The organism is Albidovulum sp., assembly GCF_008933605.1.
Classification (GTDB): domain Bacteria; phylum Pseudomonadota; class Alphaproteobacteria; order Rhodobacterales; family Rhodobacteraceae; genus Albidovulum.
On record NZ_WBUS01000076.1, the window covers coordinates 1 to 16,543 of the forward strand.

General features: G+C 63.9%; 16 protein-coding genes. 13 read left to right on the forward strand and 3 right to left on the reverse strand.

Annotation, left to right across the window (positions count from 1 at the left end):
- Together F9K34_RS11160 and murB are read right to left on the reverse strand one after the other, a co-directional pair.
- Positions 1-867: D-alanine--D-alanine ligase (locus F9K34_RS11160; protein WP_291337042.1), on the reverse strand; the 867-nt coding region annotated here is incomplete at its 3' end.
- A gap of 38 nt (positions 868-905) precedes the next feature.
- On the reverse strand, positions 906-1,850 hold the full coding sequence (gene murB / locus F9K34_RS11165; protein WP_291337043.1) for a UDP-N-acetylmuramate dehydrogenase: 945 nt from the start codon (positions 1,848-1,850) through the stop codon (positions 906-908).
- Positions 1,851-2,090: 240 nt separating this feature from the next.
- Between murB and F9K34_RS11170 the strand changes: the two genes are divergently transcribed.
- The 12 genes from F9K34_RS11170 to F9K34_RS11225 all read left to right on the forward strand — a co-directional run bounded on the left by F9K34_RS11170 (position 2,091) and on the right by F9K34_RS11225 (position 13,986).
- On the forward strand, positions 2,091-2,390 hold the full coding sequence (locus F9K34_RS11170) for a helix-turn-helix domain-containing protein (protein WP_291337044.1): 300 nt from the start codon (positions 2,091-2,093) through the stop codon (positions 2,388-2,390).
- Positions 2,387-4,390, forward strand: a complete 2,004-nt coding sequence (gene hyfB, locus F9K34_RS11175; protein ID WP_291337045.1) for a hydrogenase 4 subunit B — start codon at positions 2,387-2,389, stop codon at positions 4,388-4,390. The genes F9K34_RS11170 and hyfB overlap by 4 nt, the downstream gene beginning before the upstream one ends.
- Positions 4,381-5,337 carry a respiratory chain complex I subunit 1 family protein gene (locus F9K34_RS11180; protein WP_291337046.1) on the forward strand — a complete coding sequence of 319 codons (957 nt, stop codon included), beginning with the start codon at positions 4,381-4,383 and terminating at the stop codon, positions 5,335-5,337. Before hyfB ends, F9K34_RS11180 begins: the two co-directional genes overlap by 10 nt.
- Positions 5,338-5,339: 2 nt before the next feature.
- The gene (locus tag F9K34_RS11185; RefSeq protein ID WP_291337047.1) at positions 5,340-6,005 is read left to right on the forward strand and encodes a hydrogenase-4 component E; all 666 of its coding nucleotides are present in this window, start codon (positions 5,340-5,342) and stop codon (positions 6,003-6,005) included.
- Complete coding sequence (locus tag F9K34_RS11190; protein WP_291337048.1) at positions 6,002-7,447, forward strand: hydrogenase 4 subunit F; 1,446 nt, start codon at positions 6,002-6,004, stop codon at positions 7,445-7,447. Before F9K34_RS11185 ends, F9K34_RS11190 begins: the two co-directional genes overlap by 4 nt.
- A 7-nt stretch (positions 7,448-7,454) precedes the next feature.
- The gene (locus tag F9K34_RS11195; RefSeq protein ID WP_291337049.1) at positions 7,455-8,966 is read left to right on the forward strand and encodes an NADH-quinone oxidoreductase subunit C; all 1,512 of its coding nucleotides are present in this window, start codon (positions 7,455-7,457) and stop codon (positions 8,964-8,966) included.
- 13 nt (positions 8,967-8,979) lie between these two features.
- Complete coding sequence (locus F9K34_RS11200) at positions 8,980-9,513, forward strand: NADH-quinone oxidoreductase subunit B family protein (RefSeq protein ID WP_291337050.1); 534 nt, start codon at positions 8,980-8,982, stop codon at positions 9,511-9,513.
- Positions 9,514-10,218: 705 nt separating this feature from the next.
- A complete protein-coding gene (locus F9K34_RS11205; protein ID WP_291337051.1) occupies positions 10,219-11,385 on the forward strand; it encodes a tyrosine-type recombinase/integrase in 1,167 nt (388 codons plus the stop codon).
- Between the two features lie 15 nt (positions 11,386-11,400).
- Positions 11,401-12,066: a hypothetical protein gene (locus tag F9K34_RS11210; RefSeq protein WP_291337052.1), complete on the forward strand. Its 666-nt coding sequence runs from the start codon at positions 11,401-11,403 to the stop codon at positions 12,064-12,066.
- Positions 12,067-12,150: 84 nt separating this feature from the next.
- Positions 12,151-12,351 (forward strand): helix-turn-helix transcriptional regulator, encoded by a 201-nt coding sequence (locus F9K34_RS19105; protein ID WP_436405735.1) that lies wholly within the window; start codon positions 12,151-12,153, stop codon positions 12,349-12,351.
- Between the two features lie 16 nt (positions 12,352-12,367).
- A complete protein-coding gene (locus tag F9K34_RS11220; protein WP_291337054.1) occupies positions 12,368-13,732 on the forward strand; it encodes a reverse transcriptase domain-containing protein in 1,365 nt (454 codons plus the stop codon).
- 38 nt (positions 13,733-13,770) lie between these two features.
- Positions 13,771-13,986, forward strand: a complete 216-nt coding sequence (locus tag F9K34_RS11225) for a hypothetical protein (protein WP_291337055.1) — start codon at positions 13,771-13,773, stop codon at positions 13,984-13,986.
- 352 nt (positions 13,987-14,338) lie between these two features.
- Here the strand turns inward: F9K34_RS11225 and F9K34_RS11230 are convergent, their stop codons facing one another.
- Complete coding sequence (locus F9K34_RS11230; RefSeq protein ID WP_291337056.1) at positions 14,339-15,331, reverse strand: restriction endonuclease; 993 nt, start codon at positions 15,329-15,331, stop codon at positions 14,339-14,341.
- 269 nt (positions 15,332-15,600) lie between these two features.
- Between F9K34_RS11230 and F9K34_RS11235 the strand changes: the two genes are divergently transcribed.
- Positions 15,601-16,098, forward strand: coding sequence for a hypothetical protein (locus F9K34_RS11235; protein WP_291337057.1), 498 nt, complete (start codon positions 15,601-15,603; stop codon positions 16,096-16,098).
- The last annotated feature ends 445 nt before the right edge of the window (positions 16,099-16,543 follow it).

Here is a 16,543-nt window from a genome sequence, read left to right on the forward strand (position 1 = left end):
GCCCACGGCCGCCGCCTGTTCCGGCGCGAGCGAGGTCGGCGTCATCCCCGGCTGGGTGTTGATCTCCAGCAGCACCAGCCCTGCGGCGCCGCGGCTGTCATCCCAGCGGAAATCGCAGCGGCTGAGGCCGCGGCAGCCGACCGCCTCATGCGCCTTCTCGGAAATCTCCAGACAGGCCGCCGTGACCTCGCCCGGAATCTCGGCCGGGCAGACATGGCGCGAGCCGCCGACATCGTACTTGGCATGGTAGTCGTACCAGCCCGAGGTCACGATCTCGGTCACGCAGAGCGCCCGGCCCCCGAGGACCGCCACCGTCAGCTCGCGCCCCGGCACGTATTCCTCGACGATCACGCTTTCGGGCATCTCCGGCCCGAAGCGCGGCGGCGTGTTGGCATCCTTCGAGACGATATAGACCCCGACCGAGGAGCCTTCGTTGTTGGGCTTGGCGACATAGGGCGGCGGCATCACATGCCGCGCCATGACCTCGGCCCTGGGCGCGATCACGCTTTGCGCGACCGGCAGCCCGGCGGCGCGGAACGCCGCCTTGGCCCGCGTCTTGTCCATGGCGAGCGCCGAGGCGAGCACGCCGGAATGCGTATAGGGAAGGCCGAGCCACTCCAGCATCCCCTGGACGCAGCCGTCCTCGCCCCAGCGGCCGTGCAGCGCGTTGAAGCAGACGTCGGGGGCGATCTCGGCGAGGCGCGCGGCAAGGTCGCGGCCGGCATCGACCTCGACCACCTCGTATCCCGCCTCCCGCAGCGCGGCCGCGCACTCGCGCCCGCTGACAAGCGAAACCTCCCGCTCCGCGGAAACGCCGCCCATCAACACCGCAACCTTGGGGGCTGTCCTGCTCGACCTGCCCGCCAAATCCGCCTCGTTCCGGCCCTTTAGCGGGCCTTCGTTCTTTATGGTTGCGCGCCTGCCACGGGTGCTTTTTCACCCACGCGCATGATTTCCCACTCTAGCGTCAAACCGCTGGATTCGAAAACCCTTTTTCTGACCTCTTCGCCAAGATCCTCGAGTTCGGCCGCCGTCGCGCCGCCGGTATTGGTCAGGAAGTTCGGATGTTTCTCGCTCATCATGGCGCCGCCACGGCGAAACCCCCTGAGCCCGGCGTCGTCGATCAGCTTCCAGGCCTTCAGGTCGTGGACGTCATCCGCCCGACCGGTGGAGGAGAACCCGGCCGGGTTGCGGAAGGTCGATCCCGCGGTGCGGTCCTTTACCGGCTGGGTGGCGTCGCGCTTCGCCAGCTGGTCGGCCATCCGCGCCTCCAGCGCCGCCGGGTCGCCCTTCGGCCCCTCGAAGGTGGCCTCGACGATCACCGCGCCTTCGGGCAGTGACGACGAACGGTAGGCGAAGCCCATGTCCCCCGGGCCGAGGGTGTGGATGGTCCCGTCGCGCAGCACCACCCGCGCCGAGACGAAGTGGTCGGCCGTGTAGCTGCCGTAGCAGCCCGCGTTCATCCGGACCGCGCCGCCCACTGCGCCGGGAATGGTGCGCAGGAAGGTCAGGTCAACCCCCGCCTCGGCCGCCTTGCGCGCCACATGCGCGTCGAGTGCCGCCGCCCCGGCGGTGACGCGGGCGCCGTCGACGGCGATGCCGTTGAACCCGCGGCCGAGCCGGATCACCACGCCCCTTATGCCGCCGTCGCGCACGATGAGGTTGGAGCCGACGCCCATCGGAAAGACCGGCACGGCCGGGTCGAGCCGCGCGAGGAAGCCGGCAAGGTCCGCCTCGTCCGCCGGCTGGAAGAGCCAGTCCGCCGGCCCGCCCACCCGCAGCCAGGTCAGGTCGCCGAGCGGCCGGTCGGGCGTCAGGGTGCCCCGGACGGAGGGAAGGGGGAGCGTCATGGGGCTTGGGTAGAGTGCCTGACCGCCGGACGCAAGCTCCGCCAGGCATCGGGTGAACGGTCAGCGCGATGTGGCGGGCCGGGCCGACGACCGGCGCCGCGTTCGCCTTGCCTGCCGCGCGAGCAGGCAGGCGGCGAAAACCGGCCGGGTTCGGGTGTTGTCAGCAAGACCTCAGCATGATACGTTGCATCGCAATTGATGTCCTGGACATCATGTCTGCCTTCCTGGGTATCGATCGCGATGATCACTGGACCTCAGATCAGGGCGGCGCGCGCGCTCTTGGGGATCGACCAGAGGGCCCTTGCCGAGATGGCCGGTCTGTCCGTACCCACTATCCAGCGGATGGAAGCGAGCGGCAGCACCGTGGGCGGCACGGTCGGCAGCCTGACGCGGGTCGTCACGGCGATCGAGGGCGCGGGAGTGGAACTGATCACCGACGGTGGCGCCAGCATCGCAGGAGGCCGGGGGGTGCGCCTTCGGCAGATGCAAGCCACCCGCCCCGATGACGCCCTGGAAACCAACCGCCGGGACGGGAAATGATCGAAATCGCAGCCAGCACAGCGCTCTGCCTTCTGATGCTTTCCTTCGTCGCGACGGCGATGCGCGGCCGCCTGGCGGTCTCGGCAGCGGTCTACCTGGGCTGCGCGGTTTCCTGCTTTGCACTGGCGCTTGTAGGCGTCTGGACGCTGGCGACCCAGGCGGGCGCTTCCGCGATGCGCGTTCCGGTCGGCCTGCCCTGGCTTGGCGCGCATCTGCGCCTCGACGCGCTTTCGGCGGCCTTCCTGACGCTCCTCGGCACCGGCGGGGCGGCGGCCAGCGTCTATGCCATCGGCTACGGCCGGCACGAGCACGAACCGCACCGGGTGCTGCCGTTCTATCCGGGCTTTCTGGCCGCGATGACGCTGGTCCTTCTGGCGGACGACGCCTTCACCTTCCTTCTGTCGTGGGAGGTGATGTCGCTACTGTCATGGGCGCTCGTGCTGACCCACCACCGCGAAGAAGAGAACCGGACGGCTGGCTACCTTTATCTGGTGATGGCGGGCTTCGGGACGATGGTGCTGCTGCTGGCGTTCGGACTGATGGCCGGCGCCGGGGGCGCCTACGACTTCGCGGCAATGCGCGAGGTCGCGCGCAGCCCCGCGCTCGCGGCGCTGGTGCTGGCCCTGATGATGGTGGGCGCGGGGTCGAAGGCCGGTCTCATGCCGCTGCATGTCTGGCTGCCGGTCGCGCACCCGGCCGCGCCGAGCCATGTCTCGGCCCTGATGAGCGGGGTGATGACCAAGGTCGCGCTTTACGGCTTCGTGCGGGTTGCCTTCGATCTGCTGGGCCCGGTCGCCTGGTGGATGAGCGTGCCGGTGGTCGTGGTCGGCGCGGTGACGGCGGTGATGGGCATTCTCTTCGCCAATGTCGACGGCGACGGCAAGCGGGTGCTGGCCTATTCGACGATCGAGAACATCGGCGTCATCTTCACCGCCCTCGGCCTCGCGCTGGCCTTCCGGGCGAACGAAATGGCGGGGCTTGCGGCGCTGGCGCTGACGGCGGGGCTGGTCCACGCGATGAACCACATGATGTTCAAGAGCCTCCTCTTCATGGTTGCAGGCGCGGTCCTGAACGCGACCGGGCAGCGTGATCTTGACGGGCTCGGCGGGCTCATCCACCGGATGCCGAAGACCGCCTTTCTCGCGCTGGTGGGCGTCACCGCGATCGCGGCGCTGCCGCCCCTGAACGGCTTCGTCTCGGAGTGGATGCTCTTCCAGGCGGTGCTGCAAAGCCCGAATCTGCCGCAGCCCGGCCTGCAATTCCTCGTGCCGGCGGCGGGCGGGCTGCTGGCGCTCGCCGCTGCGCTGGCCGCGGCCTGTTTCGTGCGCTTCTACGGCGTGGTCTTTCTGGGCCGCCCCCGCAGCGATGCGGCGCGGGAGGCAGGCGAAACCGACCGCTGGTCCCTGACGGCGATGGGGGCTCTCGCGCTTCTATGCGTTCTGGCGGGGATCGTGCCAGGTGTCCTGATCGACCTCGTGGCACCGGCCGTCGAACTGGCGGTCGGCGCCGGGCTGCCGCTTCAGGCCGGCAATTCCTGGTTCACGCTGATCCCGGTCGCCGAGGGGCGCAGCAGTTACAGCGGCTTCCTGGTCATGGTGTTCATCGCGGTATCCGGAGGCGCGGCCGCCTGGCTGGTGCACAGGCTGGGTTCACGGCGGCTACGCCGGGCACCGGCCTGGGACTGCGGTTTACCGAACGCCGATCCGGTCACTCAGTATGGCAGTGGCAGCTTTGCCCAGCCGATCCGCCGGGTCATGGCCCCCGTGCTGGCCGCCCGCGAGACGGTGACGATGCCGCCGCCCGGCGACAGGGCGGCGGCGCGGCTCGCGGCGCGGACGGAAGATCTGGCCTGGACCCGCGTCTACATGCCCATCATCGCCTTCGTCGGCGCCGCCGCCACGCGTTTCAACGCGCTCCAGTTCCTCACGATCCGGCGCTATCTAAGCCTCGTCTTCGGCTCGCTGATCCTTCTGCTGACGGGGCTGACGATATGGAACTGACCGGAAACCTGATCCTGCAGGGGGTGCAGATGCTCGTCGTGCTGGCGCTTGCGCCGGGCCTGACGGGATTGGTGCGCAAGTTCAAGGCGCGGCTCACGCGGCGGCGCGGCGCCCCGGTGGTGCAGCCCTACCGCGACCTGATGCGCCTGATGCGTAAGGAGGTCGTGCTGGCCGAGAACGCCTCGTGGCTCTTCCGGGTCTCGCCCTACATGATCTTCGCCGCCACCTGGGTCGCAGCCGCGCTGGTCCCGACCTTCGCCATCGGCCTTCACTTCACCTGGACCGCCGATCTCATCGCTCTGGTGGCGCTCCTCGGCAGCGCCCGCTTCTTCCTGGCGCTGGCGGGAATGGACGTCGGCACGAGCTTTGGCGGTATCGGCTCGTCACGCGAGATGATGATCGGCGCGTTTGCCGAGCCCGCGATGTTGCTGATGGCCTTCACGATCGCGCTCGTAGCCGGCTCGACGCAGCTGTCGAACATCGTCGCCTTCATGGCCTCGGGCGAGGTCGGCATTCGCGTCTCGATGGGCATGGCGCTGATCGCGCTGATCATCGTCGGCCTCGCCGAGAACGCACGTATCCCAGTGGACAACCCCGCGACGCATCTCGAACTGACGATGGTGCACGAGGCCATGGTGCTGGAATATTCCGGCCGCCATCTGGCGATGATCGAACTGGCGGCCTCGCTGAAGCTCCTGCTCTACATGGCGCTGATCGGCTGCGTGTTCTTTCCCTGGGGCATCGCCCCGGCCAATGCCGGTGTCGGCGGTCTTGCCATCGGCGGCGCGATCTTCGTGCTAAAGCTCGCCGCGGGCGGAGCGCTGCTCGCGCTGTTCGAGACGTCGATCGCCAAGATGCGGGTCTTCCGGGTGCCCGACTTCCTGGGCGTGGCGCTGATGCTGGGGCTGCTCGGAACCCTTCTGCTCTTCGTCTCAAGGAGCCTGTAGCGATGCATGGGCTGGATTTCGACATCGCGCACCTCCTGGCCGGGAGCCTCGTCCTGGTCAGCTTCATGATGATCTACCAGGATCGGATCTACTCGCTTTTGAACACCTTCGCGCTTCAGGCCGTGCTTCTGGCGCTCGCCGTGGCGTGGCAGGCGTGGATCCAGGGTGCCCACCATCTCTATGCCTCCGCGGCGCTGGCGCTGGTCTTCAAGGGGACCATCGTGCCCTGGGCCTTGCACCGGATCGTGCAACGCCTGGGCATCCACCGCGAGGTGGAGGTCGTCACGGGGGTCGTGCCGACGATGCTTGCCGGCATGGGGCTGGTCGCGCTTTCGATCCTTCTGATGCTGCAACTGACGGAATCCGCCGAGAACGCGCTTGCGCGCGAGGACCTGGCCTTCGCGCTCTCGGTGATCCTGCTCGGCATGCTGATGATGGTCACCCGGCGCAACGCCGTGACGCAGGTCGTGGGCTTCATGTCGCTCGAGAACGGCCTCATCCTCGCGGCCGCCGGCGCGCAGGGCATGCCGCTCGTGGTCGAGATCAGCGTCGCGTTTTCGGTGCTGATCGCGATGATCGTCATCGGCGTCTTCCTGTTCCGCATCCGCGAGCGGTTCGATTCGGTCGATCTGGAATCGCTGGACGAATTCAGGGGTGAACGGCGATGACCGGCGCGGACGCCCTCTCGGCCGTTCTGGTCCTGCCTGCCGGCGGCGCGGCATTGCTGGCACTGCTGCCAGGCTACCGGGCGAGTTCGTGGATCAACGTCGCCACCTCGTTCCTGACCTTCGTCGCCGCGGCCTCGCTTCTGGTGCTCGACCGGCCCGCGCCCGGAGATTTTCTCCGCGTCGACGACCTGAACGTTGTCTTTGTCGTTCTGAACACCCTGGTCGGTTTCACGGCGGCCTTCTTCTCGGCCAGCTATATCGGCCACGAGCTGCAGATCGGCCGCGTGACCCCGGCCAACCTGCGCTTCTACCATGCGATGTATCAGATGATGATGTTCGGCATGAACCTGGCGCTGGTGTCGAACAACATCGGCCTGATGTGGGTGGCGATCGAGCTTGCGACGCTGACCACCGTGCTGATGGTCGGCCTCTACCGCACGCACGAGGCGCTGGAGGCGGCCTGGAAATACTTCATCCTCGGCTCGGTCGGCATTGCGCTGGCACTCTTCGGGACCATCCTCGTCTATGTGGCCGCGCAGCCGGTACTGGGCGAAGGGATGCCGTCGATGGTCTGGGGCAACCTGATCTCGGCTGCCCCGCGCTTCGATCCGGCCATGCTGAACGTGGCCTTCGTGTTCCTGCTGGTGGGGTATGGCACCAAGGTCGGGCTCGCGCCCTTCCACGCCTGGCTGCCCGACGCCCACGCCGAGGGCCCGACGCCGATCTCGGCCGTGCTCTCGGGGCTGCTCCTCAACGTTGCTCTCTATGCCTTGCTTCGGTTCAAGCTGCTGATGGCCGCGAACGAGGCAGCCGTCGCGCCCGGGCCGCTGATGATCGCGCTCGGGCTCCTTTCGCTCGTCTTCGCGGCCCTGATGCTCTATCGCCGGCGCGACATCAAACGGCTCTTCGCCTATTCCTCGATCGAACACATGGGGATCATCGTGTTCGCCTTCGGGATCGGCGGCCCGCTCGCCAATTTCGCGGGGCTCCTGCACATGGTGATGCATTCGCTCACCAAGTCGGCGATCTTCTTCGCCGTCGGTAACGTCACGCAGATCAAGGGCACGCAGAACATCGCCGAGATCCGCGGCCTGACGCAGAGCCACCCGGCACTCGGCTGGGGTCTGGTGCTTGCGGTGCTGTCGATCGCCGGAATGCCGCCCTCAGGGGTATTCATGAGCGAGTTCCTCGTCGTGACCACCAGTTTCGCGCGGATGCCGATCCTGGCGCTGATACTGGCCTTCGGCCTCATTCTGGCTTTCGCCGCCCTCCTCTTGCGGCTGAGTGGCATTGCCTTCGGCGCGCCCTCTGGCGAGGACAGGCCGATGCACGGGTCGCTCGTGCCACTCTGGCTGCATCTGGCGCTGGTCTACCTGATCGGCCTTCACATGCCGCAGCCGATGGTGGACTGGTTCCAGACCGTCGCGGCCATCCTGGGATGAGGCGCCGATGACCAAGCTGCCCGAACTTGTCTGGATACGCTCCCGCGATTTCCGCGCGGCCGCCTTCCCGGCGACCGCGGTCGACAGGCCGGGCTGGGTCGCGCTGGGGCAAGCCCTTGCCGCGAACCGGTTCACCCTGATGAACCTCTGGGGCGAAGTGGGTGCCGTCTGCATGGCGTTGCATGACCCGGAGGCACGGCGCGTCGCGGTGGCGCGCATTGCCCTCGCGAAGGGAAAGTTCCCCTCGGTCGGCGTCCATCATGCTCCGGCGCAGCGCCTGGAACGCGCGGCGGCCGACCTGTTCGGCCTCGTGCCCGAGGGCGCCGGGGACACGCGCCCCTGGCTCGACCATGGCCGGTGGGAGATCGCCCATCCGCTCGGCGCGGGCGCGGCGCATCCCGGCCAGCCGCCCTATCCCTTCCTCCCGGCAGAGGGCGAAAGCCTGCACCAGGTTCCCGTCGGCCCGGTCCATGCCGGCATCATCGAGCCGGGCCACTTCCGCTTCACCGCGCAGGGCGAGACGGTTGTGCGGCTCGAGGAGCGTCTCGGCTATGTCCACAAGGGCATCGACCGGCTGATGCAGGGGGCAAGCCTGTCCCGCGGCGCCGAACTGGCCGGACGCACCTCAGGCGACAGCACCGTGGCCTATGCATGGGCCTTCTCCCAGGCGGCCGAGGCGGCGCTTTCCGTCGCCGTGCCCGAACGCGCCTTCCGCCTGCGCGCGCTGATGGCCGAGCTTGAACGCCTCGCCAACCATCTCGGCGACATCGGCGCGATCTGCAACGACGCGGCGTTCGCGATGATGCTGGCGCAGATGAGCGTGCTTCGGGAAAAGGTCCTGCGCGCCGCCGAGCGCACCTTCGGCCATCGCTTCATGCGCGACCGGATCGTGCCCGGCGGGGTCTCGGCGGACCTTGATGCCGAGGGAGAGGCAGTGCTGCGGGCGCTGGTCGAGGAAATCCGCGACCGGTTTCCATCGCTGGTCGAGCTTTATGACAACACCGCCTCGCTTCTCGACCGGACCGTCGCCACGGGCCGCGTCAGCCACGACCTCGTCCGAAGGTTCGGCGCGGGCGGCTACGTCGGCCGCGCCTCGGGCCGTGACTTCGACGCCCGCCGCGACCTGCGCTACGCGCCCTACGACGAACTTAAGCTGGATGTCCCCGTGCGCGACGACGGCGATGTCAACGCGCGTGTCTGGGTCCGCATTCGCGAAGTGGAACAAAGCTGTTCCCTGATCACCCAGCTGCTGAACGCGCTGCCGCCGGGACCGCTCCGAACCGAGGTCGAGCCCACAGGACAAGTCCGTGAGGGGCTGGGGCTGGTCGAAGGTTTCCGCGGCGATATCCTCGTCTGGCTCTCTCTCGATACCGAAGGGCACATCCGCCGTTGCCACATGCGCGATCCCTCGTGGTTCCAGTGGCCACTGCTGGAGGCCGCGATCGAGGGCAACATCATCGCCGATTTCCCGCTCTGCAACAAATCGTTCAACTGCTCGTATTCCGGGCACGATCTCTAAGAAGGGGAACTCGGTGCGACGGTTTCTTCTCGAAGGCCTGATGCGAAAGCCCCTGACCGAAGGCGCGCCCGAGCCCTGGACAGAGGCACGCGACGAACTTGTCGCGGCCTTCGCGCGCGCTCAGCGTGACAGGCTCGGCCGCAGCCTGTCGATCCGCGTGGTGGACGCCGGATCGTGCAATGGCTGCGAACTCGAACTCCAGGCGCTTGGCAACCCGTTCTACGATCTGGAGCGGTTCGGGCTGCATTTCGTCGCCTCACCACGTCATGCCGACGTGCTCATCGTCACGGGGCCGGTGACGCGCAACATGGCCGAGGCACTCAGGCGCACCTACGACGCCACGCCGGAACCGAAATGGGTGGTCGCGGTTGGCGACTGCGCGAAGGACGGCGGCTGTTTCGCCGGCAGCTACGCCATCGTGGGCGGGGTCGAGGCCGTGGTGCCGGTCGATCTGCACATCCCCGGCTGCCCGCCCGATCCGACTTCGTTGCTCAAGGGATTGCTCGCGCTTGTGGAACGTATGGGCGCCGAGGCCGGATCACGATAGGCGGTCGAACATAGTTCGCTTCGTTCGCGGAGGCATCCACGCAGCTTCTTTGCAGGCCGCTCTCGTTTCGAACATCACGATTGTGGTGATCATGAAGAACCCTGTTCTGCCGGGTGCGTCCGATACTGATCCATCGCCCTTGAGCGAGAGCTTGAAGCAAGCGAAGGCCGCCGAAGAACGGCTGAAGCGGCCCTGAGGGACCGGGACTGGGGACATGGTTTGTAAGGGCGCGCCGGAACTCATTGCTGCTGGCCTATTGGCGAAACTGGGAGAGGCATGGCAATCGATCTGGCCGCGAGAAGCGGGCGGATGACGTTGTCGACCGAGGCGACGACGACAAGGAACCAGAGCAGAATGAGGATTGCGGAAAGGGAGTCACCCTGTACGAGCAGTACGGACTGCTGCCGACAACCGCGAGACCATGGCGACTCTCGAAATCGAGAACGCGCGGCGGGGGCAGATTGTCGAACCTTCCGCCAAGAGCGTCGAACCCAAGCCGAAAGCGGCATAGGCGTGAGAAAAAACCTGGCGATGTCAGGGATTTAAGTGGTGCCCAGAGCCGGAAGAGAACTCGTGTTTCACCACGTATCAGGCAGTTCCGCAGGCGCAAGAAAATCTAACCTTTCCTGAAGATTAGCTGTTCCATCCTGCCCCACTCTATATCAAAGTATACCACATCTTGTGGGTGGATACAGAGGTGGATAGATGGCGCGGACGCTGAACCGTCTGACGGCCTCTCAGGTTAAGGCCGCAGACCCCGGAAAGTATGCCGACGGTGGCGGGTTGTGGCTCCACAAACGGGACGACGGTGGTGGCCAGTGGTTCCTTCGTGTGACCGTCCACGGCCGCCGCCGCGAGATGGGGCTTGGCTCAGTCAGCGAAGTTTCGTTGAAGGAAGCAAGGGAGGCCGCCGACAAGCAGCGTGCCTTGGTTCGGCAGGGCGTTGATCCAATCCGCGAACGCCTAAGGGTGAAGGCGGAGGCCATCCGCAATCTGCATAGCTTGCGCGACATCGCGTTGGATGCCTTCGAAAGCCGCAAGGCGGAACTGAAGGACGACGGGAAAGCCGGGCGGTGGCTAAGCCCCCTTGAGCACCATGTCCTGCCCAAGTTGGGCGGCGTTCCAGTCTCGGAGATTACCCAGATCGACATCCGGGACGTTCTGCGGCCGATTTGGCACGAGAAGGCGGACACCGCGCGGAAGGCGCTCAACCGGCTTTCGATCTGCCTCAGGCACGCCGCCGCGCTCGGTCTCGACGTTGATCTTCAGGCGCCGATCAAGGCACAGGCCCTGCTTGGCAAGCGCAAGCATACGCCGGTGAACATCCCCGCACTGCCCTGGCAGGAAGTGCCCGCCTTCTATGCAAGCCTCAGCGACGGGTCGATCACCCATCTGGCGCTTCGCCTTCTGATCCTCACGGCCGTTCGGTCTGGCCCTCTTCGTTTCCTTCGCAGCGAGCAGATCGATGGCGACATCTGGACGATCCCGGGCGCCCACATGAAAGGCCGGAAGGGCGCGACGGCTGACTTCCGCGTGCCCCTGTCCCGAGCCGCACTGGCGACTATAGAAGCCGCCAAGCCGTTCATACGGGATGGCTACCTGTTCCCAAGTGTGCGCAAGGGCGTGATCAGCGACGCCACCATGGCGCGCCTGATGGAGCGGAGGCAGATGACTGCCAGACCTCACGGGTTTCGGTCTAGCTTTAGGGACTGGGTTGCTGAGACAACCAACACACCCTTTGAGGTCGCCGAAACCTGCTTGCAGCACACCGTCGGCGGAGCCGTCGAGCGCGCATACAGGCGCAGCGATTTCCTCGACCAGCGCCGCCCGGTGATGGATCAGTGGGCAGCCTTCGTCACCATGTCGTCATAACGAAGGGCGCTGCACATGGCGGGCAAAGCGCCGCATCTCCACTACGGTCCCGATCAGTTGCGGGCGCTGCTGGTCGACCTGCACCGCGATCACGCCGCTGAGAACCCGTTCGCGCTGCTTGAGGTAATTGAAAGGAGCCGAGAGTGGCAGCTTCCGCTACCTGATTGGGCGGTAGACGCGCTGAAGGTTCTCATAGCGGACTATCTGACAGGCAAGGCGCCAGGAAAGATCGGAAAGGATAACTCCCCACTTGGACGTTTTCGCAACAGGGCCATCGTTGAAGTGCGTCGACAAACTTATCAGTCGATCAAGGCGTGGATGAGCGACCCACGACTATACACGGCCATGCCGAGAAGTATCATTCAGCGATGGTTCATGAAGGAAATCCATCATGAGCCCAAATCTGCCGAGCGCGCGATTGAACTCTCTGTCGAGGCTCTTGCGTCGACCTTTGCAGCCTGCACGGCGGAGACCCTTCTCGAAGCGAGGTATTATGACCCGCTGGGGAAACTTCCCGATGAGGTAAGGGACTATATCTCTCGCAGAATGATTGTCCGCGACCTAGGCGTTAAGGAGACAAGTTGGGTTTCTCAATATCTTAACTACTTTGGACCACCCGGCCTGCCGCCTCATCACGTGGTGGAAATCTTGAAATCGTGGGACGCGCCACAGGAAGAATAGCGGTCATATTCGGTGATTTGGTCGGCTATCGAATAGTCACTGCTTCGTCCAAGTTCGCTCCATTGGACCCCATGGAGCGCCATCATGAACCTACTGTCGTTCAAGGAACTCCGCCGTAAACTCGGCGGCAGGAGCAGATCCAGCGTCTATAGGGATGTCGGGTTGGGCCGCCTCCCCGTTCCCGTCAAGATCGGCAGCAGGCTCTACTGGAGCGAGGCCGAGGTGGAGGTCGCGGTTGAAGCGCACCGCACCCGGAACCGTGCTTCGGCCCTGAAACAGTCCTGATGGCCGGAGGTCGATGATGTTCGCGAAGGCACCCGCTCCTGTTACTTCCAACCCCAAACCAGTCCTGATCAAGCGGTTTGGCCATCTTGTTCCTCTTTATCCCGGCGAGGCGGAGCATCTCGAGAATGACGTTCATGCTCTCGCCAAGGCCGATAAGCACGAAGCGAAGCAGTGGAAGAAAATTGAACTTGCGTGCAATTCCCCGACCGCGCTCAAGAAGGCCGCTTACCTTTACCTGACCTCGCTGCGCTGCCGTCAGGCTGCGATGCTTGAAGTCAATAAGCGTCTACCCATCGCACGGCGGCTGTCCCTGCATCAGATTATCGAGAAATCTAATGCGTTCGATGTCCTTACCAAACTCGACGAAGCTGTGCAGGTGTCGCTTGTGCCGAAGTCCTCCGGGACAGGATATCGGCCAATCTGCAACTTCGGGCCGGTGGCGCGCGGCGCTCAGCGCATGGTGCTGAAGCTGGTCCGCGCGACCACCACGCCCGCCCCGTTTCAATTCACCCGCCTGGGCGTCCGCAAGGCCATTGAGGAGGCGCTCAGGCTCATCACAGAGGAGGGACTACATCATGTCGCTGAACTCGACATAAAGGATCACTATCCATCGTTCAATGCCGCCAAACTTGTCGACACACTTCCACTGCCCAAAGCAGTAGTGATGCAGATCGTAATGGCAGCATCAGCGAAGTACGAGGGCCCCCATAAGGCTCTCTCCCTTCTCTTCCTTAACCACGTCTTCCATCAGACCCCTCCCGGCATTCCGCAGGGCAGTGCCGCGTCATCCGCTATCGCGGAATGGTCCGTCAGCAAACTCAAGATGGTGAAGATCAAGGGCATCGCCATCGTGAACTTTGCCGACAACTTTTTTCTCTTCGCGAAGAGCGAGGCGGCGCTGACGTTCGCACTCAAAGCCTTGCGCTCGGCTATCGCCGGGCTGCCGGGGGGGTCATTCAAGACAGAAGTCAAGCAGGAGGCGACCGCAGCCTCCAGGTTCCGGATGCTGGGGTGCTGGATCAAATTCACTCCGGCTGGGTTGGATGTCTGGCCGACCGAGACCAATCTTGAGGCCCTTCGCTGTCAGTTTGCTCTCGACCTGCAGACGGCTGAGGCCCTGCTGTCGTCCGCAGCCAAGGAACCATCGGGGTCTTGGCGTCTGGAAGGTGTGCAAGCCTATCTCCGGCTGCGAAGCCGCATCGCATCGTGGGCAGCCGCCTATGCCTTCTGCGCAGACGCTGAAGTGGTTCGGGACGATCTCATGTGGGCGTTAGACTACCTCGCCCACCGCTTCGGGATCACCGATGCCGAGGCGAAAGCGGCCAAGGACCCGTCAGTGGAAGTCGGATACACGCCTTATGGCTTATCGGCCGGGGAATAGACAGAGGCCAACGCAGTTCAATCAACTGGAGACAAAACATGTCGGAAAAATCCCGAGAGAACCGCGCTCGCCGCCGCGCGAAAAGGCTGGGCTTCTGGCTCAAGAAGATGCCTGCGCGTTCCTGGATGCGGGGATACTACCCACCAGGATTTACGCTGCTTTCATCGAACAATGTTATCTTGATTGGCGCGCGCGGAAGAGGGTTTGAAGCCACCTTGGATGAAGTCGAGGCGTTCATCGCGCGATACGAGTGAATTCCCGTGAGCGGCGGTCATTTTGTCTGCCGGGGAGTGAACGCAAGTTCACTTTGGCCTTTCCTGTTTTGCCCGTTTCTTACGGAGTTTTTCGAAGGCGCGGACTGTGTAACACGCTGAATTTAAACAAGTCGGAGCGGACAGCTTCTTGCGTGCAACGGCCGAAATCCGAAGTTCGGTGCGCATCCGGGCAGATCGGCGCACTTCCAGAAAGTGAGTGAACTTGCGTGCACTTCCCAGCCTTAGACGATCGCCCAAAACGGTTCCGTCACGATGCCCTGCGGCGTCCTTTCGCCAAGCCAACCTATACGGTCGGCTCTGACCCGAACGTCCCGAACGCGCAAGGTGCCGGTCAACCCTGAAGGTCGGGAACGTAAATCTGCTTGAGTGGGATGATCGACCGGTAGCGCGGCGACAGCCGCCCGTAGTGTTCCAGAAGCAATTCTACGAACTGCTCACCGTCGATCAGCCGCAGCTTCGGGCGGTTGCGTTCCAATTCCACAGCCTGACGGCTGAATGATCCAAGCGACACGAAGAGGCCGAACTCCCCGTCCCCTAAAGTGCCCAGCAGTTGGTCGACTTCCGGGCGCGGTGTCTGGTCCGTCTTCCGCTTGCACTGCACCTTCAAGATGGGCGGCTCAAAACCTAGCTTGTCGCGATGGGCTATCACGTCCACGCCGCCGTCGCCCGAACGCGGGGTCACGCGCGCCGTGTAGCCCATGCATTCCAGAAGGTGCGCGACCAGTTCCTCGAACTCATACCCTGACAGCTTACCTGTTATCTGGCGGATGATGAAATCGCCGGTGGTCATCTCGGCCTGTCGAGACACACCTACGGTTGCGGCGTCGTCGTCGGCGACCTCTTCCGGTGCGAGGTCCGTGGGAACCGGTTCAGCTTGGTATGGCTGCGCGCCGACCTTCGCCAGGAACTCCCCGGCGTGACCTTGGATCAGGAATACTGTGATGAAGGCGCCGATCTCGTTCAGCGCGCTCTGGCTGAAGTCGTTTCGCGGGAAATGTCCCAGCCACTCGACGCGGCGTCGGTTTGGGTAGCCGTCCTGATCGTCTGCGACGTAGTCGGTCTCGCCCGTGAAACGCCCGATATTCACCATCCGGTCGTGCTTCGACGGATACACGACGATGTCGCCCGCCTTCATTTGGTGCGTGAACCGATACAGAATCCCCGCATCGACTGGCCGCGAGCCGGCCTTCTTCTCTGGGTAGCAGTCGGCAAGAGCAGACTTGAATGCCTCTCGATCTGAATAGGCGCGAAGGTCACCCAGCTTGGCCCACCCTATCGAGACGTAGCCATTCTCGACGGGGCGTGTGCCGACGTGCTCGCCCATGTGCACGCCCCAGACTGTCAATCGTCCCGTCATGTTACCCTTCTTATACCAAACCGTCCTGCTAGGTCCCTGCTGCACGCTATGTAACCATGCATGACGGATCAAGACGGCCCACCCCGATCATCTCATTGACAACCAAAGCGCAGCTGCGCCTCGACCCGGTGGAAAATCTTTGGGCCCGTCGGTGGCTGCTCGACATCAATCCTTGAAAAGTGGATGCGACTTGGTCGATGCTTCATCTCGTCCACTTCGCGGGAGCATCTACACCGATGAAGGCACATGATTGGCTAGCAAGCAAAGGAGTAGGCTACGGCAGCCTTGATGATGGTGAGAGATCAGCAGTTGCCGACTTTACAATGGTTTGGACAATATTTGAGGCTATGGCCCTCAACTCGAATGGTGGCTCACGACAGATCAGGCATTTTGTTGACAGAAACAGCCTGAAATTTAATGACGCTACAGCCTTCGAAGAAAGTCTCCGGCACTTTCAGCGAAGATGCACGGATGGAAACGTCGTGAATAGAAACTTTGATCGGCTCAATCTTAGGGCAAATGATTTCCCAGACTTGGTAAAAGATGTGCTGCTCGGAAATGAAAAGCGAGCTAATGAGATTGTCACAGCATTGCTTATCATCGTGCTTAGGATACGAAACAATCTTTTCCATGGCCTGAAGTGGTCTTTTGAAATGCGGGATCAGAGAGAGAACTTTGAACATTCTGCACGCATAATGATGCTTGCCATGGATCGCGCCCTCTTCAGACACTAGGCTTGGCCGCCTGACAAAAGGCACTCGCGAGCTGAACGTTATCAGACAAGAGCCCAACATCCTAAATTTGGCAGTTCTGTTAGCGCAACATTTCGAAGAAGCGATCCTGCAGCTCCGCCTTCGGTATACTTGCCGGATCATATCCGTCCCCAAAGAGCGCACTCAGATTAGGCTCTGCATCAAACCGCGCGGTCAGTCGTCCCGCGCCGCGAATGACCTCGGCGAGGTGCCACAGGTAGTTGCTTTTCCCGCCCGCGATCCGGTTCTTGGCGTTACGCCTCAGGCCAATGCTTTGCTAGAGGTCTGCCAGTTCGCGTTGGGCAGTGTCCCAGCACATGGTGTAGGAGGCCGCGCGCGGAGCCTCCGGCGTAGCGCAGCGCGCGGCCGCGGGTGACGCTGGCGGTCATCGCCGATCTTCGGAGAAGGTTCGGGTTGCGAGACCTGG